General features: G+C 70.3%; 18 protein-coding genes. 3 read left to right on the top strand and 15 right to left on the bottom strand.

Translation table 11 applies throughout. The annotated features are described in order from the left end of the window. Positions 1-14: 14 nt before the first annotated feature. Positions 15-1,784, bottom strand: coding sequence for an aminotransferase class I/II-fold pyridoxal phosphate-dependent enzyme (locus N1032_RS28265; protein WP_310795920.1), 1,770 nt, complete (start codon positions 1,782-1,784; stop codon positions 15-17). A gap of 197 nt (positions 1,785-1,981) precedes the next feature. Between N1032_RS28265 and rpsT the strand changes: the two genes are divergently transcribed. Further along, positions 1,982-2,242: a 30S ribosomal protein S20 gene (gene rpsT, locus N1032_RS05195; protein WP_259537878.1), complete on the top strand. Its 261-nt coding sequence runs from the start codon at positions 1,982-1,984 to the stop codon at positions 2,240-2,242. 117 nt (positions 2,243-2,359) lie between these two features. Here the strand turns inward: rpsT and holA are convergent, their stop codons facing one another. From holA to N1032_RS05165, 6 genes are all read right to left on the bottom strand, one after another. After that, a complete protein-coding gene (holA, locus tag N1032_RS05190; protein ID WP_259537877.1) occupies positions 2,360-3,391 on the bottom strand; it encodes a DNA polymerase III subunit delta in 1,032 nt (343 codons plus the stop codon). 152 nt (positions 3,392-3,543) lie between these two features. Then, on the bottom strand, positions 3,544-4,134 hold the full coding sequence (locus N1032_RS05185; protein ID WP_259537876.1) for a ComEC/Rec2 family competence protein: 591 nt from the start codon (positions 4,132-4,134) through the stop codon (positions 3,544-3,546). A gap of 15 nt (positions 4,135-4,149) precedes the next feature. Continuing rightward, positions 4,150-5,943, bottom strand: a complete 1,794-nt coding sequence (locus N1032_RS05180) for a ComEC/Rec2 family competence protein (RefSeq protein ID WP_259537875.1) — start codon at positions 5,941-5,943, stop codon at positions 4,150-4,152. Continuing rightward, the gene (locus N1032_RS05175; protein WP_259537874.1) at positions 5,940-6,899 is read right to left on the bottom strand and encodes a ComEA family DNA-binding protein; all 960 of its coding nucleotides are present in this window, start codon (positions 6,897-6,899) and stop codon (positions 5,940-5,942) included. Before N1032_RS05175 ends, N1032_RS05180 begins: the two co-directional genes overlap by 4 nt. A gap of 251 nt (positions 6,900-7,150) precedes the next feature. Continuing rightward, on the bottom strand, positions 7,151-9,766 hold the full coding sequence (gene leuS, locus N1032_RS05170; protein ID WP_259537873.1) for a leucine--tRNA ligase: 2,616 nt from the start codon (positions 9,764-9,766) through the stop codon (positions 7,151-7,153). A 129-nt stretch (positions 9,767-9,895) separates the two neighbouring features. Then, the gene (locus tag N1032_RS05165; RefSeq protein WP_259537996.1) at positions 9,896-11,410 is read right to left on the bottom strand and encodes an anthranilate synthase component I family protein; all 1,515 of its coding nucleotides are present in this window, start codon (positions 11,408-11,410) and stop codon (positions 9,896-9,898) included. A gap of 47 nt (positions 11,411-11,457) precedes the next feature. Between N1032_RS05165 and N1032_RS05160 the strand changes: the two genes are divergently transcribed. Then, the gene (locus tag N1032_RS05160; RefSeq protein WP_259537872.1) at positions 11,458-12,288 is read left to right on the top strand and encodes an aminotransferase class IV; all 831 of its coding nucleotides are present in this window, start codon (positions 11,458-11,460) and stop codon (positions 12,286-12,288) included. 147 nt (positions 12,289-12,435) lie between these two features. On the opposite strand, the gene cydC is transcribed toward N1032_RS05160, so the two are convergent. The 4 genes from cydC to N1032_RS05140 are packed head-to-tail and all read right to left on the bottom strand — an operon-like array spanning position 12,436 to position 18,354. Beyond that, positions 12,436-14,085: a thiol reductant ABC exporter subunit CydC gene (gene cydC / locus N1032_RS05155; protein ID WP_259537871.1), complete on the bottom strand. Its 1,650-nt coding sequence runs from the start codon at positions 14,083-14,085 to the stop codon at positions 12,436-12,438. Continuing rightward, on the bottom strand, positions 14,082-15,920 hold the full coding sequence (gene cydD / locus N1032_RS05150; protein WP_259537870.1) for a thiol reductant ABC exporter subunit CydD: 1,839 nt from the start codon (positions 15,918-15,920) through the stop codon (positions 14,082-14,084). The genes cydC and cydD overlap by 4 nt, the downstream gene beginning before the upstream one ends. 4 nt (positions 15,921-15,924) lie before the next feature. After that, positions 15,925-16,932, bottom strand: coding sequence for a cytochrome d ubiquinol oxidase subunit II (gene cydB / locus N1032_RS05145; RefSeq protein WP_259537869.1), 1,008 nt, complete (start codon positions 16,930-16,932; stop codon positions 15,925-15,927). A 9-nt stretch (positions 16,933-16,941) separates the two neighbouring features. Then, positions 16,942-18,354 (bottom strand): cytochrome ubiquinol oxidase subunit I, encoded by a 1,413-nt coding sequence (locus N1032_RS05140; protein WP_259537868.1) that lies wholly within the window; start codon positions 18,352-18,354, stop codon positions 16,942-16,944. Positions 18,355-18,505: 151 nt separating this feature from the next. On the opposite strand from N1032_RS05140, the gene N1032_RS05135 reads away from it, so the two are divergent. Then, on the top strand, positions 18,506-19,186 hold the full coding sequence (locus N1032_RS05135) for a DedA family protein (RefSeq protein ID WP_259537867.1): 681 nt from the start codon (positions 18,506-18,508) through the stop codon (positions 19,184-19,186). A 14-nt stretch (positions 19,187-19,200) separates the two neighbouring features. On the opposite strand, the gene N1032_RS05130 is transcribed toward N1032_RS05135, so the two are convergent. The 4 genes from N1032_RS05130 to N1032_RS05115 are packed head-to-tail and all read right to left on the bottom strand — an operon-like array spanning position 19,201 to position 22,391. Continuing rightward, positions 19,201-20,136 (bottom strand): ABC transporter substrate-binding protein, encoded by a 936-nt coding sequence (locus N1032_RS05130; protein ID WP_259537866.1) that lies wholly within the window; start codon positions 20,134-20,136, stop codon positions 19,201-19,203. 4 nt (positions 20,137-20,140) lie between these two features. Then, entirely contained in the window at positions 20,141-20,878 is a 738-nt protein-coding gene (locus N1032_RS05125; protein WP_259537864.1) for an ABC transporter permease, read from the bottom strand. After that, positions 20,875-21,582: an ABC transporter permease gene (locus tag N1032_RS05120; RefSeq protein ID WP_259537863.1), complete on the bottom strand. Its 708-nt coding sequence runs from the start codon at positions 21,580-21,582 to the stop codon at positions 20,875-20,877. The genes N1032_RS05125 and N1032_RS05120 overlap by 4 nt, the downstream gene beginning before the upstream one ends. Beyond that, positions 21,579-22,391, bottom strand: coding sequence for an ABC transporter ATP-binding protein (locus N1032_RS05115; RefSeq protein WP_259537862.1), 813 nt, complete (start codon positions 22,389-22,391; stop codon positions 21,579-21,581). Before N1032_RS05115 ends, N1032_RS05120 begins: the two co-directional genes overlap by 4 nt. Positions 22,392-22,422 lie beyond the last annotated feature (31 nt).

Genomic DNA, 22,422 nt, shown 5'->3' with positions numbered 1-22,422 from the left:
ACTCACGGGCGTGCTCATCGCAGGTCGAGACCGTAGGCGCGGGAGGGTTCGATGCCGGGCGGGTTCTCGCGGTCGGGCATGCGGGTGAAGCCCATCGATTCGTAGAGACGGTGCGCGGAGGTCATGGCGGTTCCGCTGTTCATCACCACGCGGTCGAGGCCGCGGGCCCGGGCGACGCCGATGACGAATTCGGTGAGCAGGCGTCCGATGCCGCGACGACGGGCGGCGGTGTCGACGGCGAGCAGGCGGAACTCGAGCTCGCCGGGCCGCGCGAGGTGGAGGGATTCGCCGGGTCGCGGAAGGGTGACCGACCCCAGGAGCGCTCCGGTGGACGAATCGACGGCCACCCAGACCTCCGCCGACTCGACGTGGCGGGCGAGGTCGCGCACCTCGTCGGCGTAGGCGCCGCCGATGGCGAAGTCGTTGCTGTAGGCCGCGTAGCGCTGCTCGGCGGCGTGGGCGATCTCGTCGGCGCGGATGGGACGGATGACGACGCCCATCGGCCCGGCGGCCGCCGGCACCGGCGGGGCGGCGAGTGGGGCGGCCGTGGCGGGCGCTGCTCCGGGCGCATCGACCGCGGCGTGTGCTGCGGCGGGGACGGCAGGCGAAGCGGCGGCTTCGACGACGCCCGCGACGGGCGCGGCTGGCGGGTCGGGGAGGCGGCGGATGCCCTCGAGCAGGTCGGCGAGGGAGGCGGCGGCGCAGAAGCGGATCCAGCCCTCGCCCGTGCGGCCGAAAGCGCTGCCGGGGGCCACTGCCACGCGCTTCTCGATCAGGAAGCGCTCGGCCCACTCCGCGACGTCGCCGTCGGTCGCGTAGCCCACGTCGACCCAGAGGTAGAAGGCGCCGCTCGGTTCGAGGTAGCGGATGCCGCGGGCGCGCAGCACCTCGGTGGCGGCTCGGAGGTTGTCGCGATAGTGCGTGGCGGCATCCGTCACCGACTGCTGGTCGCCGAGCAGGGCCGTCACCACCGCACGCTGGGCCGGCGTGTTCACGCAGCTGATCATGGCCTCCTGCGCCGACCGGAGGAGGGGAGCGAAACCGGGCGGGGTCAGCAGCCAGCCGACGCGGGCTCCGGTGAGCGCGTAGGTCTTCGAGGCCGAGAAGACCGTGAGCACGCGGTCGTCGTGGCCGAGGCTCGCCATGCTCGTGTGCGGCTGGTCGTAGGTGAAGCGTTCGTAGACCTCGTCGCTGATGACCCAGAGGTCGTGCTCGCGGGCGAAGTCGAGCAGGGCCTGGAGCGTGTCGCGGTCGAAGACGGCGCCGAGAGGGTTGGACGGCGAGTTGACGATGAGCACACGGGTGCGGCCGGTGACGAGGTGCTCGAGTTCGGCGAGGTCGGGCGCGAAGCCGTTCTCGGGGCGCAACGCGTAGGGAACGGGGGTGGCCGACACCAGGTGGGCGTTCATCGTGAACGTCGTGTAGCCGGGGTCGGGAACGAGCACCTCGTCACCCGGATCGAGCAGCAGCGACATGGCGAGGTAGAGCCCCTGGGTGGCGCCGTTCGTGACCCAGACCCGCTCGGTGTCGGTGACGATGCCGTTGCGCTCGGCCACGGTGCGCACGATCGCCGCGCGCAGTTCGGCGACGCCGCCGTTGGGGGTGTAGTCGGTGTCGTCGTTCTGCCAGGCCCGCGCCGCGGTGTCGAGGGTGGCTTGGTCGACGGCAACATCCGGCTCGCCAACGACGAGGTAGACGACGTCGTCGAGCGCGTGCGCCAGCTCGAAGATGCGACGGATGCCGGACGGCGGAACCGAGTCGGTGTGCGAGGCGAGACGAGGCATAGGCTTCTACGGTACCGCGTGCAACACGCGCCCTGGCCGGGCGGATTGTTCAGGCGGTCAAGAACTGGTAATGTTGCCTGTTGGCTTACGCATCCATACTCTTCTGCTGGGTGCGAACAGCGAGTGGCTCCTTCCGCGGCTCGGCCGCAGCGGACCATCGCACCGCACTCATCCGAACAGATACAGAGGTTATTTCCGTGGCAAACATCAAGTCGCAGATCAAGCGCATCGGCACCAACAAGAAGGCCCAGGAGCGCAACAAGGCCGTCAAGAGCGAGCTCAAGACCGCCGTTCGCGCGACCCGCACCGCCGTCGTGGCCGGCGACAAGGAGAAGGCTCAGGCCGCTCTGCTCCTCGCGGGCAAGAAGCTCGACAAGGCGGCGTCGAAGGGCGTCATCCACAAGAACCAGGCAGCGAACCGCAAGTCGGCCATCGCCAAGCAGGTCGCGGCTCTCTGAATCCAGAGCCTCACAGCGTGAAGGGTCCCACTTCGGTGGGGCCCTTTTCTGTATGGTGGGCGGTTCGTGGCCGCCGCTGGTAGCCGCCGCTGCGTGGCCGCCTATCGTGGCCGCCGTTCAGAGCGTGCCGCGGGACGATATGACGCCGATCATGCGCTCGAGGGCGAAGACCGGGTCGCGGCCGGCGCCCTTGACACTCTCGTCGGTCTCGGCGAGCACCTGGATGCTGCGGCCGAGGCCCTCCCCGGTCCAGCCCGAGAGGTCGCGGCGGGCGCGGTCGATCTGCCACGGCGCCATGCCGAGCTGACCGGCCAGTTGCCCGGAGCCGCCGCGCGTGCCCATGACCTTGGCCATGGTGCGGAGCTTCATGGCGAAGGCCGCCACGATCGGCACCGGATCGGCCCCCGAGGCGAGCGCGTGCCGGAGCAGAGCCAAGGAGTCGCCGTAGTTGCCGGCGATGGCGGAGTCGGCCACCACGAAGGCGTTGGTCTCGACACGGCCCGCGTAGTAGCGCTCGACCGTGACCTCGGTGATCTCGTCGCTCGCGTCGGAGACCAGCTGCGCGCATGCGGCCGAGAGCTCGGCCAGGTCGTCGGAGAAGGCGGAGACGAGAGCCCGGATCGCGCCAGGGGTGGCGCGTTTGCCCGCGGCACGGAACTCCGCCGACGCGAACTCGTACTTGTCGGAATCGCGCTTGAGCTCGGCACATACGATCTCGGTCGCGACCCCGGCGGCGGCGCGCACCGCCTCGAGCAGCTTCTTGCCACGCACTCCCCCGCCGTGCCGCAGCACGACATAGGTGTCGTCGGCCGGATAGCCCAGGTAGGCGATGGCGTCGTCGATGAACGCGTCGGTGCACTTCTCGACCGCGGAGACCCGCAGCAGCCGAGGCTCGCCGAACAGCGACGGGCTCGCGAGTGAGAGCAGCTCGCCCGGCGAGTAGGAGGCGGCATCGACATCCGTCACCTCGAGACTCGGGTCTTCGGCTTTCAGCAGGTCGCGCAGTTGCCGGATGGCCCGCTCGGCCAGAAACGTCTCGCTGCCCGTCACGAGCACGACCGGAGAGGGCTGCACCTGGTTCCACTCGAGTTGAGGGATGAGCGTCTTCGAAGCGGGTTTCGCCGCTCGGCTGCCGCGCGCAACTGCCATGATCACCTCTCTCGTCGGTCGGCATTCAGCCTAGCCGCCGGTGCCGACACCGATGCCGGCCCGGTGGCCGTCGCCTGTGCCGTTCGCGGACGTCGATGCGGACGCGTTGCGCCAATTGTCCCGCACAGCCCTGCCATGCCCGGGCAGCACGGCTAGGGAGGCACGGTCTTCTCCGTCCAGACGGAGATCGCGGCGGAGCGCCCGGAGATGACGACGAGCCCGGCGAGATCGGTGCGGGCGACCCGGGTCGCGGTGCGCCCCAGGATGCCGAGCAAGCGGTCGGTGGGGTGGCCGTAGCCGTTGTCGAGGCCGACCGAGATGACGCCGACCACCGCGTGCAGCGCCAGGTAGAACCGCTCGCTCTGGTCGGCACTGCCGTGGTGGGCGACTTTGACGACGTCGACCGGGCCGATGGTGTTGGCGGCAGCCACGGCAGCCTGCGCCCGCTCTCCCAGGTCGCCGAGGAACATCATGCGCAGGGGCCCGGAGAACAGCACGGTCACGCTCGCCTCGTTGCCCGAGATGCGGGCGCCGTCGCGAGGCCACAGCACGTCCCACCGGTAGTCGCCGAGGGTGTCCGCCATGCCGCGGTGGGCGTCGACGACCTGGGCCCCGCCGCCGCGGAGATCGTCGAGGAGATGTTCGTCGGCCGCGCCATCCGTGGGGCCCACGAGGGCGCGGTCGACGATTCCGACGACGGCGTCGAGACCGCCGACGTGGTCGCGGTCGTAGTGGGTCAGCACGAGCAGGTCGATGCGCTACACGTTCAGCCGTCGCAGGCACGCCGTCAGCGGTTCGGGGTCGGGACCCACGTCGACGAGCGCGACACGGTCACGGCTGTGCACGAGCACGGCGTCGCCCTGGCCGATGTCGCACGCCGCGAGCTGCCAGTCGCTCGGCACCGCCCCCGCGCGGGCGAGTGCGCCGCCGGCGAGCGCTCCGCCGATAAGGACCACACCGACCGCGGCCACGAGACCGCAGACGGCGGCCACTCGGGGCCTCGAGCGGGCCGCCAGCAGGTAGACGAGCAGGAGGACAGTGATCGCGATCGCGCAGGCCGCCGCGAGCAGCGCATCCGGGAGCACGATCACCGAGAAGGGAGCCGCGGCGAAGAATCGAGCCACGGCCGCGATCCAGGCCGACGGCAGCCAGGGCACCCACGCGGCGACCGCGGCGAGGCTCGGCACGACGACTCCGAGCAGGCACACCACAAGGCCTAGAACGCCGACCGCGGCGGCAGCCGGCTCAGCCAGCAGGTTGGCCGGAACCGTGTAGGGCGTGAGTTGCGGCGCGAGAAGGAACAGCACCGGCTGGCACGCCACCTGCGCGGCGACCGGCACCGCGACGGCGAGCGCGAGCCATCGGGGCATGACGCGGGCGGCTACCGCGGCGATGGGCCGCGTCAGCAGCAGCAGTCCGCCGGTGGCGAGCACCGACAACGCGAAACCGGCGCTGGTCGACAGCCAGGGGTCGAGCGCGAGCAGCACGACGATCGAGAGGCAGAGTGGCGGGATGCCTCCCGAAGGGCGCCCGAGACCGAGCGCGACGAGCACGATCACGGCCATCACCGCGGCGCGCAACACGCTGGGCTCGGGCGTCACGAGCACGACGAACAGCACGAGAACGGCGATCGACACCACGACCCGGGTGCGCCGGCCGATGCCGACCGCCCCGCCCACGAGCATCACGGCGGTGACCACGACGGCGCAGTTGGCGCCCGAGACCGCCGTGAGATGGGTGAGGCCGGTGACCTTCATGGCATCGGTGAGCGATTGCGACACCGCGCTGTCGTCGCCGATCGCCAAACCGGTGAGCAGGGCGGCGCCGTCGCCGGGCAGCCCGGCTGTCGTCTGGTGGAAGCTCGATCGCAGGGTGTCGGCCCAGGCGAGGTGCCACGGAGGGCCGGCGGAGACGGTCGGGGATCCGCGCGCGAAGAACAGGAACTCGTGCGACTCACCGGGCGTCAGGGGCGTCAGTGTGCCGCGGGTTCGAAGGGTTGCACCGATGGCCAGCGTCTGCGGGTCGGCCGATGCGAACACCAGCGTCGGCGACCGCGCCGCGACCACGAGCCCGGCAGCGGAGAACGACTCGAGGGTGGCGTCGAACGACACCCGAGGCGGATCGCCCGGCCGTGCACCGAACGCCGCCGTCGTCGACAGCTTCGGGATGCCGGTGACCACGAGCACCGCCTCGCCCGGGCGCGGGCGCCCTTCGTCGAGTGACGGCGGATGCCGCAGGTGCCCGAGCGCGAAGGCGGAGGTGCAGACGAGCGCCACCGCGGCGGCGGTGAGGGCAGCGATGGGCAGCACTCCACGAAGCAGCCTGCGGGGCAACCCGCCCGCCGGCGCCCGGCGCGATCGAAGCAGTGTGACCGTGGTGACGGCGGCGGCGAGCGTCCACGCGATCACGGCCGCCCCGGGCGCGGCCGCGGGAGTGACGCACAGCAGGCCGGCGACGACCCAGGTCGCGATGGCGGGTGGAGCGAGACGCAGATCGATGGGTGCCGACGGTCGTTCGGAAGCAACGGTTATCCCGCTTCGAGGCCGGTTCACACCGTCACCAGGTCGCGCAGGCCATCGAGCGTCTTGTCGCCGATTCCGGTGACCTGAAGCAGGTCGTCGACCGAGGTGAACGGGCCGTTCTCGTCACGCCAGGCCACGATTCGGGCGGCCATCGCCGGACCGATGCGCGGGAGGCCGTCGAGGTCGAGGGCGGTGGCGACGTTGAGGTTGAGCGCGGGGCCGCCTGGCTGCCCGGGGGCGGGCCCCGCCTGACCGCCGCCGCCAGAACCCGCGCCGGCCCCTCCCGACCCCGCGGGAGGGGCGACGGGAGCCTCGCCCACCGCGAGCACGCGAAGCTGCTCCCCGTCGACCAGCGGCCGGGCGAGGTTGACGGAACCGGGATCAGCAGCCTCGGTCAAGCCGCCCGCGAGGCCGACGGCGTCGAACACGCGAGCACCCTCGGAGAGTTCGTAGACGCCCGGCACGGCGACCGCGCCCAGCACGTGCACGAGGATCGCGGGCCCCGAGGGGTCTGACGCCACACCGTCGGCAGCACCCGGATCGCCCGAACCGTCGCCGGCGGTCGCACCACCGGCAGCGGTGCCGCCGCCGGACGCGCCCGTTCCCCCGCCCGAGCCGTTCGACCCACCGTGAGACGGCGAACCGGACGGCGAGCCCGACGGCGCCGCCGCGGCATCCGTCGGCGACCCCGACGACAGGGTCGACGTGACACCTGCGGCCGAAACGGCCGGGCCTAGCACCGTGGTGGCTCCGACCGGCGACAGCGCCGTGACGAGCACCGAGCACACGAGCGCGGCCACGACGAGCACGATCGCCGCACCGACCCCCACGCGCACCCGCAGCGACGCACCCGACGGGTGGAGTGAATCCGGCGCGTCGGACGGATCGGACATCACGGCGAGCCCGGGTGGATCGCCGCTGTCGGCAAGTGCGAGCGATTCAGGCTCGCCGGAGAACGGATCCGTGCGCTGAGAAGGCGCCTGCACATGACGGCCTGCGGAGATCCCTGATCTCCGCGCGGGCGCAGACGAGCTCGCCACCGAGCCCGCGGAGCCAACAGAGTCGGCGGACCCCACACCCCCAACAGAGCCCCCACGCCGGCCCACACGGCGCGTCTGCCCGAAAACGCCGAACCGGCCCGACGGCCGAGGGTCACCTGCATCTGACGAGGACATGCCGTCAGAGTAGGAAGACCGTCAGGCCGTCAGGGCCCGTCGGAGCGATCTGTGGAGAACTCCTACGACGCCGGTTTTGTGACGAAGTTGACGAGGCGGGGCGCTCGCGCCACCACCGTCACGATCTCGCGGTCGCCGATAGAGCGCACCACCGACGGTAGCGCTCGCGCCTGCGCCTCGAGCTCGTTTCCGGCGATCTTCGGCGACACCTCGAGCCGGTCGCGCACCTTGCCGTCGACCTGCACGACCGCGGTGACGGTCTCTTCGGTCAAGAGCGACGGGTCGGCGCCGCGCCAGCCGTAGTTCGCGATCGACGGCTCGTAGCCGAGTCGGGCCCACATGTCTTCGGCCGTGTACGGCGCGAAGAGCGACAGCCCCAGGGCCACGGTCTCGACGGCCTCGCGCACGGCGGGGTCGCCGCCGCCCGGGCCCGAGTCGATGGCCTTGCGCGCGGCGTTCACGAGCTCCATCAGTCGAGCCACCACCACGTTGAACTTGAACGACTCCACCAGCCCCGGCGCCTCGGCCAGGAACTTGTGGGTCACCCGCCGCAGCGCGCGGTCGCCCTCACGCCAGTTCACCGACGGCGGCGACGTCACGTCGCCGACCAGGCGCCAGGCCCGGGCGAGGAACTTCGCCGAACCCGCCGGCGAGACATCCGCCCAGTCGATGTCGTCTTCGGGCGGCCCGGCGAACGCCATCGTGAGGCGCACCGCGTCGACGCCGTGCTCCTCGAGCTGGTCGCTGAGGCGCACCAGGTTGCCCTTCGACTTCGACATCGCCGAGCCGTCCATCAGCACCATGCCCTGGTTGAGCAGCGCGCTGAACGGCTCGGTGAACGAGACGTAGCCGAGGTCGAACAGCACCTTCGTGATGAAGCGCGCGTAGAGCAGGTGCAGGATGGCGTGGGTCACGCCGCCGACGTACTGGTCGACCGGCGCCCACTTGTCGACCTCGCGCGGGTCGAACGCCTTGGTCTCGTCATTCGGCGACAGGAAGCGCAGGAAGTACCACGAGCTGTCGACGAAGGTATCCATCGTGTCGGCGTCGCGGAGCGCCGGGGTGCCGTCGACGGGGTTGGGCACGTTCACCCAGTCCGACGCGGCGCCGAGCGGCGACGTGCCCTTCGGCGTGAGGTTGAGGCCCTCGGTGGGCGGCAGCAGCACGGGCAGCTGGTCTTCGGGCACGGGGTATTCCGCGCCATCCGCCCCGTGGATGATCGGAATCGGGGTGCCCCAATAACGCTGCCGCGAGATGAGCCAGTCGCGCAGCCGGTAGTTCTTCGCGGGGCGGCCGGTGCCGGCGGCCTCGAGGATCTCGATGATCTTGCGGATCGCGTTCGACTTCGACAGCCCGTCGAGCGGGCCCGAGTTGATCAGGCGGCCCTCGCCCGCGAGTGCCAGACCGGTCTTCGCCGGGTCGATCACGGTGATGTCTTCGGGCCAGTCCTCGGGCAGCTCGTCGCCGTGCACCACCGGGATGGCGCCGGTCACGGGCTGCAGGGTGTCGACGACCACGCGGATCGGCAGGTCGAAGGCGCGCGCGAAGTCGAGGTCGCGCTGGTCGTGCGCGGGCACGGCCATGACGGCGCCGTGACCGTAGTCGGCCAGCACGTAGTCGGCCGCCCAGATCGGCAGGCGCTCGCCGTTGACCGGGTTGATCGCGTAGCGCTCGAGGAAGATGCCGGTCTTCGGGCGGTCGGTGGCCTGGCGCTCGGTCTCCGACGACTTCTGCACGTCGGAGAGGTATTTCGTGAACCGCGAACGCACCTCTTCCGACGGCGATCCCGCCGCCAGGTCGATCGCGAGGTCGGAGTCGGGGGCGACCACCATGAACGTCGCGCCGTAGAGCGTGTCGGGCCGGGTGGTGAACACCGTCACCGGCTCGTCGCGCCCCTCGATGGCGAAGTCGACGTCGGCGCCGATCGAGCGGCCGATCCAGTTGCGCTGCATCGCGATCACCTTCGCGGGCCAGGTGCCCTCGAGCTGACGCAGGTCGTCGAGCAGCCGGTCGGCGTAGTCGGTGATGCGGAAATACCACTGGGTCAGCTTCTTCTTCACCACGACCGCGCCAGAACGCTCGGAGGTGCCGTCGGGCAGCACCTGCTCGTTGGCGAGCACGGTCTGGTCGACCGGGTCCCAGTTGACCCACGATGCCTTGCGGTAGGCGAGACCCTTCTCATACATCTTGAGGAACAGCCACTGGTTCCATTTGTAGTACTCGGGGTCGCTGGTGTGCAGCACGCGGTCCCAGTCGAACGACCCGGCGTACTTCTTGAAGCTCTTGCGCTGCTGCTCGATGTTGTCGTAGGTCCACTGCCGCGGGTCGAGTCCGCGCTTGATGGCCGCGTTCTCGGCGGGCAGGCCGAACGAGTCCCAGCCGATCGGATGCATCACATTGAAGCCCTGCTGGCGCCAGTAACGGGCGATCACGTCCCCCAGCGCGTAGGCCTCGGCGTGGCCCATGTGCAGGTCGCCCGACGGGTAGGGGAACATGTCGAGCACGTATTTGCGCGGGCGCTTGTCGCCCTCGAGGTCGCTCTGGAACGGCTTCAGGTCTTCCCAGATCGGCATCCACTTGTCTTGGATGGCCTGGAAGTCGTAGCGTTCGGCGTCGTCGTGCGACGAACCGGCGGCGGTGGCGGGCGTGTTCTCGATGACCACAGGACTCTCATTCATGCGTGCGCACGCGACTCACGCTCTCGGCAGAACCGCCAGAGGATGAGGCGCTCGGGATGGCGCGCTCGGCGCACCAGTGACCAACAGTACTAAACAAACCTCCGCGGTTCCCCGCCGATCAGGCGTTGTTCACGGTCGGCGAAGCCCGGAACCCCCGTCGTCGACCGGCGCCCGGGCACCGAGCACGGCGAGCAGCGCGGCCGCCTTGACCCGGGTCTCGCGCAGCTCGTCGGCGGCTTCGGAGAGCGCGGTGATGCCGCCTCCCGCACCGATGGATGCGCCATCCGGAGTCAGCACGATGCTGCGGATGACCATGGCCAGATCGACCGACCCGTCGAACGAGAGGTAACCGTACGCCCCCGAATAGATGCCCCGCGGCCCGCCCTCGAGCGCCGCCAGGTGCGCCATCGCGCTGCGCTTGGGCGCCCCGGTCATCGAGCCCGCCGGAAAACAGACGGCGACGGCATCCAGCCCCGTGACCCCGTCGGCCAGCTGCCCCTCGACCGTGCTGACCAGCTGGTGCACCTGCCGGTAGGTCTCCACCTCGAGCAACGACGTCACCTGCACCGAACCCACCCGGCAGACCCGGGCGAGGTCGTTGCGCATGAGGTCGACGATCATGAGGTTCTCGGCGCGCTCCTTCTGGCTGGCGGCGAGCTCGCGCACCAGCAGGGCGTCTTCGACAGGCCCGTCGCCGCGCGGCCTGGTGCCCTTGATCGGGCGCGTGACCACGGTGCCGTGCGGGTCGACCGACAGGAACTGCTCGGGCGACGAACTGAGCAGCGCCGTGTCGCCCACCCGCAAGTAGCCCGAATGGTGGCTCGGACTCGCCTCGCGCAACCGCCGGTAGGTCTCGAACGGATCGACGTGCTCGTTCACCGCGAACCGGTTGGTGAGGCAGAGCTGGTAGGCGTCGCCGCGCTCGATGATGCGCTTGCACTGCTCGACGAGCCGCTCGTAGTCGTGGGCCGGGTGGCGCACCGATGCCTCCACGCGCGTGCTCGGGTCGCTCTGCGCGGGGGTGGGGAATGCGGATGCCGGTTCCTCAGCGGGCGTCGTGGTGCTTGAGTTCGTGGCGCTGGCGTTTACAGCGCGGGCGCTCGCGGCCTTGGCGCTCGTAGCCCCGGCGCTCGCGGCCTGAAGTGCCGCGGTGGTCTGCGCGAACCATTCTTCGGCGCCCGGCTCGTCGAGCGCGAGCAGGGTCACGCCGCCGGTTGCGTGGTCGAACTCGACGGCGCGATCGACCCGCAGGAACACGGCCACCGGATGCCGCGGCCGCGGCGTGCGGCCGGCACGCTCCTCGTCGAGGGTGCCGAGCTCGTATTCGAGCCAGCCGACCCAGCCCAGACGGAAGCGCGGGCCCGCGCCGGTGGTGTCTGCGGCGGCGGCGCCGTCGGCGTCGGCGCCCTCGGCGGGCGCCGCCTCGGGCGGGCGGTGCATCGCGCCGAAGCCCACGGTGCCGGCGAGGATCTCGGCCCAGGAGTGCCAGCGGCACACGGTCGCCGACGCGCCGAGGTAGCTCATGCCGCTCGTGGCATGCGTTCCGCTGTCGAGCCAGAACGCGTTCTCGGCGTGTGCGTAGAGTGCTTCGAAAACCGTCGCGGGGTCGAGTTCGACGGCCACGGAACGGCGCAGGAGCGTCATCGACACTGTACTAGCGTAGATCGTGCGACCTGACGGAAGGAGCGAGTGTGGCCGATGCCCCCGCGACCTTCGTCTGGACCGGCGACGCCCTCGTCGAGCGCGACCTGCGCCCGCACGACCGGCTGCTCGTCGCCGACTCCTGGCTGGTCTCGGCCGACGGCCGCACCCGCGCGCTCGACGCGCACCGCGAGCGCTTTCTGGCCGGCATCGAGGAGTCCGCGGGGGGTGCATCGGCCGCGGCATCCGGAACCGGCAGCTCGGCCGGGCACACGGATGCCGCCGCCGAAGCCTTCTGGAGCGCCGCGCTCGGTCGGCTCCGCTCGTTCCGTTCGGGCCCGCTGTTCCCTCGTGTGGAGCTGGCCGCGGTCGACGGCACCGAAGAGTTGCGCCTGCGCGTGCGGGTGGCGCCGCGACGCCGGGAGTCGACCGTGCTCGCGACACACGCGGGGCCCGAACCGCGCCGGGTGCCGCGCGTGAAGGGTCCCGATCTCGAGCGGCTGCTCGCCCTGAGGGCGGGCGCTCAAGAGAACGGCGCCGACGAGCTCGTGCTGCTCGACGACGGACTGGTCAGCGACGGCACGAGTTCGGCCGTGCTGTGGTGGCGTGGCGAGACGCTCGTCGCGCCGGCGAGCGACCTCGCGCGGGTGGCCAGCGTGACCGCTCGGAGCATCCGGTTGATCGCCACCGCGACCGGCACCCGCGTGGTGGAGGAACGCGCCCGGCCGGGTGACCTCGACGGCTGCGAGGTGTGGGTGGTGAGTGCCCTGCACGGCATCAGCGTGGTCGACGCCTGGATCGACGGGCCGGTGGTGGTCGCCCGCCCCTCGCGCGCCGCCACCTGGCGCAAGCGCCTCGAGGCCCTCAGCCGCCCGCTCTGACCGCGGCCCCGCCGCCCCTGCCGCCCCGCGGCGCGCTCGCGGCGGTCGCGCAAAAGCACCCAAAACGCGACGACGGAGCCGTTTGCGCGACCGCGAGCCGCCGCCGCGACGGGGTGACGCACGAGGAGACGGGAGCACCGCCCCCGCTCAGAGGTGCAGGGTCGACGTGACGAGGTGTTCGGGCACGGGGGTGTGCGAGATGAGCACCACCGCGCGGTCGTCGCCCGCGGCGGCGAGGAGGTCGTCGAGCAGGGCATCCGCGAGGTCGGGGTCGACGTTGGCGGTGGGCTCGTCGAGCACGAGCACGGGAAAGCCGGCGAGCAGCGCGCGGGCCAGCGCGATGCGCTGGGCCTGGCCTCCCGACACGAGCGCGCCCCGCTCGCCCACGCGCGCCGTCAGTCCGCCGCGCTCGCGCACCCACGGCCCGAGGCCCACCCGCTCGAGCACGTCGAGCAGATCGTCGTCGGTGGCCGAGTCCCGGGCGAAGAGCAGGTTCTGCCGGATGTCGTCGTCGAACAGGTAGGGCGTCTGCTCGCACAGCCCCACCACCGTGCGCAGCACGTCTTGCGGATAGTCGCGCGCCTCGACGCCGTTCACCCGATAGTGGCCGCCGTAGTCGAGAAAGCGCACGAGCGCGTGCGCGAGCGTCGTCTTGCCCGACCCGCTGCGGCCGCGCACGAGCAGTCGGTCACCGGCCCCGAGGTCGAACGACACGCCGGTGACCGCATCGGCCGTTTCACCGGGCCAGCGCGCCGACAGCCCGCGCACGCTGAGCGTGATCGCCCCGCGAGGGGCGGGTCGGGTGGCCTCGGGCCCGTCGACGGGAATGCCCGGCGGCACCTGGTCGGGCACCACCGACGCGATGCGATCGGCGCTCGCCCGAACCTGCCGCCACGCCCCGGCCGCGAGCGGCACGAGCGCGAACACCTCGAACACGGCCATCGGCGCGAGCGCGATGACAGCGAGCGCCGGCCCGCCAAACCCGCCGGAGCCGCCCGAGCCCAGCATCCCGACACCGACGACCAGGGCGAACACCGTCACCGCTCCGGCGACGAGGGTCACGAGCGCAGCGGTCACGCCCGACCCCGCAGCCCGGCGCACCTGGGTTCGGGTGAGAAGCGCGTCGGCCGCTGCGAGGTCTGCACGGCGGCCATCGGCGGCGCCGTACGCCACCAGGGTGTCGACGTTCGCGAGGTAGTCGGCGAGGTCGGCCTGGTACGACCCGCGGATGCCGGCCAGCTCGCGTTCCGCCCGGCCCGAGACCCACACGTTCACCGCGGTGCCGAGCACGAAGGCCAGCACGAGGCCGGCGAGCAGGATGGCCCCGGCGGCGGGCAGCAGCACCCACACCAGCACCACCGCCGCGACCGCGGTGAGACCGGACACCAGGAGCGGCTGCACCACCCGCAGCGGAAAGTTCTGCTGCTCGTCGACGTCGGCCACGAGCCGGGTCAGCAGATCGCCGCGACGACTGCGGCCGAGCCCGTCGGGCGACACGGGCACGAGCCGCTCATAGACTCCCACCCGCAGCGCGGGCATCGTGGCGAAGGCGGCGTCGTGACTCACCAGCCGCTCCACGTAGCGGAAGGCCGCCCGCCCCAGCGCGAACGCCCGCACCCCCACCATCGCGGCGCTGAGGAACAGGATCGGCGGCTGCTCGGCGGCTCGCGTGATGAGCCAGGCGGCCGTCACGAGCAGTCCCACGGCGCTGAGGGCGCTCACCAGGCCGAGCAGCACACCCGGCAGGAACCGCCGCAGCGACGGCTGCGCGAGTTGGATCACCTCGGAACGCTTCACGAGCGCACCACCCGTTCCGCGCGAGGCTCGGCGACGATGACGACGTCGCCGAGCCTCGCGCCGTCGTCGTGGGAGGTGAGCTCTGCCGACGGAACGGCGGCCACACCCCGGTCGAGCGCCAGCACCGTGTCGGCCGCGGCGATCACGGCACGACGGTGGCTCACCACGATCACGGCCCGCCCCTCGTCGGCGAGGGTTCGCAGGCACCGGATGACGGCCCCCTCCGTCTCGTCGTCGAGCGCCGAGGTCGGCTCGTCGACCACCACGACCGCGGAGTCGAGGCGGCGCGCCCGATAGACCGCGCGAGCCAGCGCGACGCGCTGCGCCTGGCCTCCCGAGAGACCGCCGCCCCGCGGGTCGACCGGGGTCGAGAGCGAGACGGATGCCGCACCCACCAGCTCGAGGGCTGCTCGAGCAAGGGCCTCGTCGAGGTCGGGCGCCCCGAGGGCGACGTTCTCGGCCACCGTGCCGGGAAGCAGCGTCGCACGCTGGGCCGACCAGGCCAGCCAGTCGCGCGGCACGGGGTCGCCCGCCACATCGCGGCCGTCGAGTTCGAGGCATCCGTCGGCCGGCACGAAACCCAGCAACGCCGCCACCAGTGATGACTTGCCGCTGCCGCTCGGCCCGGTCACCGCCGTCACGGCGCCGCGGGCGAACCGCGCGTCGAGCCCCTCGACCATGGCCGTCCCGCCGCGCCGCACCGTGAGCCCGCGCACCTCGAGGCCGCGGAACCCGTTCGAACCCGCGCCCCCGGGCGCCCCCTGGCTCGCCCGAGGCACGTCGGCACGGGGCCGGTTCGCGCCGACGACCGCGCCGGCCGCGTCAACCGCGCCCGCACCGGCGCCGGCAGCGATCCCGGCGCCCGTAGCTACAACCGCGCCCGCCCCCGCGTCCAGGATCGCGAACACGTCGTCCGCCGCCGCCACCCCGTCGGCGGCCGCGTGGAACTGCGCGCCCACGTTGCGCAGCGGCAGAAACGCCTCGGGTGCGAGCAGCAGCACGAACAGGCCCACGCCGAGCGCCAGGCTGCCGTCGATGAGGCGCACGCCGATCGACACCGCGACGAGCGCGACCGAGAGACTCGCCGCCAGCTCGAGCGCGAAGCCACTGAGGAACGACACGCGCAGCACGCGCATGGTCTGCACCCGGTAGTCGTCGGTGACCGCCCGGATGCGTGCCGCCTGCCGATGCTGGCGGCCGAAGATCGTGAGGGTCGACAGGCCGCCCACGACGTCGAGAAAGGCGGCCGAGAGCCGCCCGAGCTTCTGCCACTGCTTCGTCTGCACGGTCTGCGTGGCCCAGCCGATCAAGATCATGAACACCGGGATGAGCGGGAGGGTCAACGCGACCGTGAGCCCGCTGATCCAGTCCTGGGCCCAGATCACCACGACGGTGATCGGCATGGCGATGGCCGTCAGGATGAGCTGCGGCAGGTAGCGCGAGAAGTAGGTGTCGAGCGCGTCGAGCCCCGGACCCACGACCACGCCGACGGCCGTGGAGTTGCGCGAGCCCAGCCACCCCGGGCCGAGGCGGGTGATCGCCGCCAGCACCCGCTGACGCAGCTCGCTCTTCACCACCGCCGCTCCGCGCACCGCGTTGGCGTCGGCGCCCCAGGTCACGAGGAACCGCAGCAGCACCACCCCGGCCAGCGCCACGAGCACCGGCACGAGCGAGGCGAGCGACTCCCCCGAGATCGCCCGCACGATCACCTGCGTCACCAGGAACGAGAACGCGATCACCACGCCGGTCTGCGCCACGGCGAGCACGCCGCCCACCGCGAAGAACGATCGTGCCGCGGCCGCGTATTTCAGGAGTCTGGGATCGACGGGACGCACCTGTCTAGTGTGCGCCCTCGGCCGGGATGGCCGCGCGCGTGATGCGCTTGCGGAAGATCCAGTAGGTCCAGGCCTGATAGCCGAGGATGAGCGGAAGGAAGATCAGCGCCACCCAGCTCATGATGGTGAGGGTGTACTGCGACGACGAGGCGTTCTCGATGGTGAGGCTGTTCGCAGCGTCGTTCGACGCGGGCATGACGTCGGGGAAGAGCGCGAAGAACAGGCTCAGCACCGCCACCCCGATGGTGGCGGCCATCAGTCCGAACGCGAGCCCCTCGCGGCCCCTCAGGTTCGCGACGAACGACGCGATCAGCACGACGGCGGCCACGAGCGACAGCAGCACCGAGGCGAGCGTGCCGTAGGCCACCGAGGTCCAGGCGAGGAACGCCGCCGCGACCACGATCGTCAGCGCACCCGAGCGGGTGGCCAGCCGCCTGGCCCGCGAACGGATGTCGCCATCGGTCTTGAGCGACACGAACACCACCCCGTGGGTGAAGAACAGCAGCAGCGTCGTGGCTCCGCCGAGGAGGGCGTAGGGGTTCAGCAGGCCGAAGAAGGTGCCGATGTAGTCGTGGTTCGCGTCGAGCGGCACGCCGGCCACGATGTTCGCGAAGGCCACACCCCAGAGGAACGCGGGCACCGCCGAACCGATGACGATCATGCGGTCGAACCGCTTCTTCCAGGCCTTCTCCGGCCGCTGGTGGCGGTATTCGAACGACACCCCGCGCAGGATGAGCGCCAGCAGGATGAGCAGCAGCGGCAGGTAGAACCCGCTGAACAGGGTGGCGTACCACTCGGGGAACGCCGCGAACAGCGACGCGCCCGCCACGATCACCCAGGTCTCGTTGAGATCCCACACGGGGCCGATGGTGTTGATGAGCACGCGCCGATCGGTGTCGTCGCGGCCGAGGAAGGGCAGCGACATCCCGACGCCGAAGTCGAAGCCGTCGAGCACGAAGTAGCCGACGAACAGAAAGCCGACGATGCAGAACCACAGAACTGTCAGATCCATCACGCGCTCCTAGTAGACCGTCGCCTCGTGGCGGAGTTCCCCGGATTCGGGGTCGGGCTGCGGCGGCTCGTCGGGCCCACTCTGGATGGCCTTCTTGATGAGCTTGAACTCCACCACCGCGAGGGCCCCGTAGATGGCGGTGAACGCCAGCAGGGAGATGAGAACGTCGAGCCCGGTGATGCCTGGGGAGACGGCATCCGACGTCTTCAGCAGGCTGAACACGATCCAGGGCTGGCGACCCATCTCGGTGAAGATCCAGCCCACGATCATGGCGCCGAGCGAGAGCGGGAACGCCCAGATGGCCACCCGCCACATCCAGCGCCAGCGGGGCTCGCGGCCCTTGCGGGTCATCCAGAGCCCCACCACGGCCACGAGCACGTGGGCGAGGCCCAGGCCGATCATCCAGCGGAACGCCCAGTAGGTGATCCAGATCGTCGGCGTGTAGTCGCCCGGGCCGTAGAGCTGCACGTACTGCGCCTGCAGGTCGTTGATGCCCTCGACCGTTCCGTCGAAGGTGTGGGTCGACAGGAACGACAGCAGGTAGGGCACCCGGATCGAGAACAGTTCGTGCACGCCGTCGGGTGTGCCGAGGGTGAAGATCGAGAAGGATGCCGCGGCTCCGGTGGAGGTGTTGTACAACGCCTCGGCCGCGGCCATCTTCATCGGCTGCGTCTCGACCATCGCGAGCCCGAGCTGGTCGCCGCTCAGCACGGTCAGGATGCCGGCGATCACCATCATCCAGAGCCCGAACTTCAGCGCGGGGCGCATGGTCTCGAGGTGCTGGTTGCGGTAGAGGTGCCAGGCGGCCGCGGCGATGATGAGGCCGGCGGTCACCATGAAGCACGCGAAGATCGTGTGCGGGAACGCCGCGAGCGCCACCTTGTTGGTCAGCAGCGCCCAGATGTCGGTGAGTTCGGCGCGGCCCTTGGCCTCGTTGATCTGGAAGCCGACGGGATTCTGCATGAACGCGTTCGCCGCGATGATGAAGTAGGCCGAGAGCACGCTGCCGATCGCCGCGGCCCAGATGGTGACGAGGTGCAGCTTCTTGGGCAGTCTGTCCCACCCGAAGATCCACAGGCCGATGAACGTGGCTTCGAGGAAGAACGCGAGCAGGCCCTCGAGGGCGAGCGGGGCGCCGAAGACGTCGCCGACGAATCGCGAGTAGTCGCTCCAGTTCATGCCGAACTGGAATTCCTGCACGATGCCGGTCACCACGCCCATGGCGAAGTTGATCAAGAAGATCTTGCCGAAGAACCGCGTCAGCTGGAGGTATTTGGCCTTGTCGGTGCGCACCCAGGCCGACTGGAAGATCGCCACCGTGACGGCGAGCCCGATGGTCAGGGGCACGAAGAGGAAGTGATAGATCGTCGTGAGGCCGAATTGCCAGCGCGAGAGGATGAGGGGGTCGAGTAGTTCGTTCACGCGGAACTCCTTGCGTGGAAGCCGGGCCACGCTGCCGTCGTAGTGGTTACGACGCCCTCAGTTTAGCCACTTGTATACAAGCAATCAAACCCGTCAGGCATTCCTATGGTTCTGCCGCTAGGGTTCTGTGCATGCGGTGTGGAATACAAGCATGAACGAGGCGCTGTCCTGGATCCTGGATACCGTACAGTCGGTAGATCCCCTGGTCCGGACGCTTTTAGCGGGTCTCGCCATTTTGCTCGAGACGAGCATCCTGATCGGCCTCGTGGTGCCGGGCGACACCGTCGTGCTCGTGGCCTCCACGGGGGTCGACGGGCCACTTGAATACACGTCGATGGTGGTCGTCGTCATCGTCGGCGCCCTGATCGGCGAGAGCATCGGCTTCACCCTGGGCCGCTATGTGGGGCCGTGGTTGCGGGCATCGCGCCTCGGGCGCCGCATCGGCGAGAAGAACTGGCAGCGCGCCGAGACCTACCTGGCCCGGCGCGGCGGCATCGCGGTCTTCCTGTCGCGGTTCATCCCGGTGCTGCACTCGCTCATCCCCCTCACCGTCGGCATGAGCCCGATGACCTACCGGCGCTTCATGCGCTGGACGGTGCCGGCCTGCGTCATCTGGGCCGTCGCCTACGTCTCCGTCGGCACCTTCGCGGCGGGCGGCTACCGGGAGCTCTCTCGCGAACTGCACGGCGCCGGCTACCTTTTCGTGGCCGCCATCGCGCTGTTCATCGTGCTCGTCTTCGTGGTGAAGAAGCTCATCAACCGGGCCGAGGCCCGGCACATGAACGAGGCCCCGCCCTCCCCCGACGAATCGGAGGAGACCGGGGCCCCGTAGACGAACGGTCGCGCTTAGAAGAGCGCCACCTTGTCGAGCCAGTTCTTGGCGATGGTGTCCGCCGACTCCTGGTCGTTGACGCTCTGCGAGTTGAGGTCGACGAGGTCTTCTGCCGTCAGCGCGGCGCTGACCTTGTTGATGACCTCGGTGACCTCGGGGGTCGCGGCATCCGTGTTGATGAGCGGCACGACGTTCGAGGCCAGGAACAGGCCCTTCGGGTCGGCGAGGGTGACGAGGCCCGAGGTCTTGATGTTCGGGTCGGCCGAGTAGATGTTGACGAGCTGGACCGTGTTGTCCTTCAGCGCCTGGATCGTCAGCGGTCCGCCCGAGTCCTCGATCGGCGTGAAGCCGACGGTGACGTCGTAGGTGCTCTTCAGTCCGTCGGGACCGTAGGGGCGCGTCTGCAGCTCGGAGTTGCCGCCGAGGGTCAACGGGGTCGTGACCTTCGAGAGATCGGCCAGGCTCGTGACGTCGTTCGCCTCGGAGAACTCCTTGGTGACGTTGTAGGAGTCCTGGTCGGTCGCGGGCGACTGGTCGAGCACCTCGAGGCCTTCGGGCAGGGCGTCGGCGAGCGCCGCATAGACGTCGTCGCTCGTCTTCGCCGTGGTCTCGGGGTCGTAGTACTGCAGCAGGTTGCCGGTGTACTCCGGGAACAACTGCACCTCGCCCGACTCGAGCGCCGGCAGGTAGGCGTCGCGCTGGCCGATGTTGAACTGGCGCGTCACCTCGATGTCGTTGGCCTCGAGCGCCTGGGCGTAGATCTCGGCGATGATCTCGTTGGAGTAGTAGGCCTGCGAACCGATGACGATCGGACCGGATGCGCCGTCACTCGAACCCGACGTCGACGTGGTGTCGAGCGGATCGCTGGACGCACACCCTGCCAGCGCCACCACTGCGCCGACCGCGACTAGCCCAATGACGAGCCGGCCTTTCTTGATTGCTGTGAACATGTGATCATTTCCCTTCTTGGGCGGGGACTCCCGCCACCGCCAGCGGACGGGATGACCGCGGGCGGACTTCTTTGAGTTCTTTCGCGACGACACCGCGTGGAACCACCAACTTCTGCACGAGCGCGAAGATTCCCTCCAGCGCCAGAGCGAGTGCGGTGACCAGGATGGAGGCGCCGAGCGCCTCGGGGTAATTCGACGTGGCGAAGGCCTCGAAGATGAACACGCCGAGCGCGCCGCCCGACACGTAGGCGGCGAGGGTGGCGGTGGCCACCACCTGCAGCAGCGACGAGCGCACGCCGCCGATCAGCAACGGCAGCCCGAGCGGGATCTCGACCTGGGTGATGACCTGCCACTCGGTCATGCCGACCGCCCGGGCGGCGTCGATGGTCTTGCGGTCGATCGACTCGAAGCCGGCGTAGGCGCCCGCGAGGATGGGTGGGATGGCGATGATGACGAAGGTCAGCAGAGGCGCGCGGAAGCCGATGCCGAGCCCGAGGCCCAGCAGGATCAGCACGCCGAGGCTCGGCAGGGCGCGGAAGCCGCCGGAGAGCGACACCGCGAGGTCGCGGCCACGGCCGGTGTGCCCGACGAGGTAGCCCAGGGGCACGGCGATCACCGCGGCGATCGCGGTGGCGCCGAAGGTGTAGAGCAACTGCTCGACCAGGCGCACGATCCAGCCCTGGGGGCCGGCGTAGTTGGCGGGGTCGAAGATCCAGGCGATGCCCTCGGCGACGAGGTTCACGAGGCGCCTCCGGTGAGCACGGCGGTGCGACTGCGCGAGATGGCCCGCGCTCGGGCTCCGCGCGCGCCGCGGTCGCTGCGGTTCCAGGGCAGCAGCAGGCGGCCGAGGCCCACGAGCACCAGGTCGAACACCACGGCGATGATGAGGGTGGCGACGATGCCCGTCACCACCTCGCCCGGGATGGTTCGCTGCAGTCCGTTGATGAAGAGATAGCCGAGGCTCGTGACGCCGATGACGGAGCCGATCGTGGCGAGACTGACCGTGCTCGCCGACACCACCCGGAGGCCCGCGAGCAGCACCGGGCCCGAGAGCGGCAGCTCGACGCGCCAGAACCGCTGCCAGCCCGAGAAGCCCATCGACGACGCCGCTTGCTTCACGTCGTCGTCGACCGACCCGAGGCCGTCGGAGGCCGAGCGCACCATGAGGGCGACGGCGTAGATGGTGAGCGCAACCACCACATTGACCGACGAGAGCTGCGGGGTGCCGAGGATGAGCGGCATGAAGATGAACAGTGGCAGCGAGGGGATCGTGTAGAGCAGCCCGAGCACGACGAGGATGGTGCCGCGCGACACCCGGTAACGGTTGGCGACCCAGCCGATGGGGATGGAGATGAGGAAGCCGATGATGATCGGCGGGATGCACAGGGCCACGTGGGCCAGCATCAGCTCCCAGACCAGGTCGAGGTTCGACGAGAGCCACTTCACGACTGGAGGACCCCCGTCGGCGTGCCCGCCTCGTCGACCACGATGTCGCGCCCGCCGACCTTCTCGATGCGCAGCTTGCGCTTGCCCTTGTCGGCGCCCACGAACGACGCCACGAAATCGTCGGCCGGTTCGGCCAGAATCTCGGCGGGGGTGCCGACCTGGGCGATGTGACCGCCCTTCTGCAGGATCACGACCTGGTGTCCGAGCAGGAACGCCTCGTCGATGTCATGGGTGACGAACACGACCGTCTTGCCGAGCCCCTCCTGCAAGCGGATGGTCTCCTGCTGCAACTCGGCCCGCACGATCGGGTCGACCGCGCCGAACGGCTCGTCCATCAGCAGGATGTTGGGGTCGGCCGCGAGCCCGCGAGCGACGCCCACACGCTGCTGCTGGCCGCCCGACAGCTGCCGGGGGTATTTGTCGGCGAGCGACCGGTCGAGCCCGACGGTGTCGAGCAGTTCGAGCGCGTGCGCCCGCGCGTCTCTCTTCGCCACGCCGTTCAGCACCGGCACGGTGGCCACGTTGTCGATCACCTTGCGGTGCGGCAGCAGCCCCGAGTTCTGCATCACGTAGCCGATGCGGCGGCGGAGCTTCACGGGTTCGAGCGACGACGTGTCTTCGCCGTCGATGAGGATGGCGCCCGAAGTGGGGTCGATCATCCGGTTGATCATGCGCAGCAGCGTCGTCTTGCCACAGCCCGAGGAGCCCACGAGCACGGTCGTCTTGCGCGGCGGGATGACCAGGTCGAAGTTCTCGACCGCGACCGTTCCATCGGGGAACTGCTTCGTCACCGAACGGAACTCGATCATCGACAGACCCAATCGTCAACGGACCACGGGT

The organism is Herbiconiux daphne (genome assembly GCF_024979295.1).
GTDB classification, from domain to species: Bacteria; Actinomycetota; Actinomycetes; order Actinomycetales; family Microbacteriaceae; genus Herbiconiux; species Herbiconiux daphnes.
This window is presented reverse-complemented; position numbering and strand designations above follow the sequence as displayed.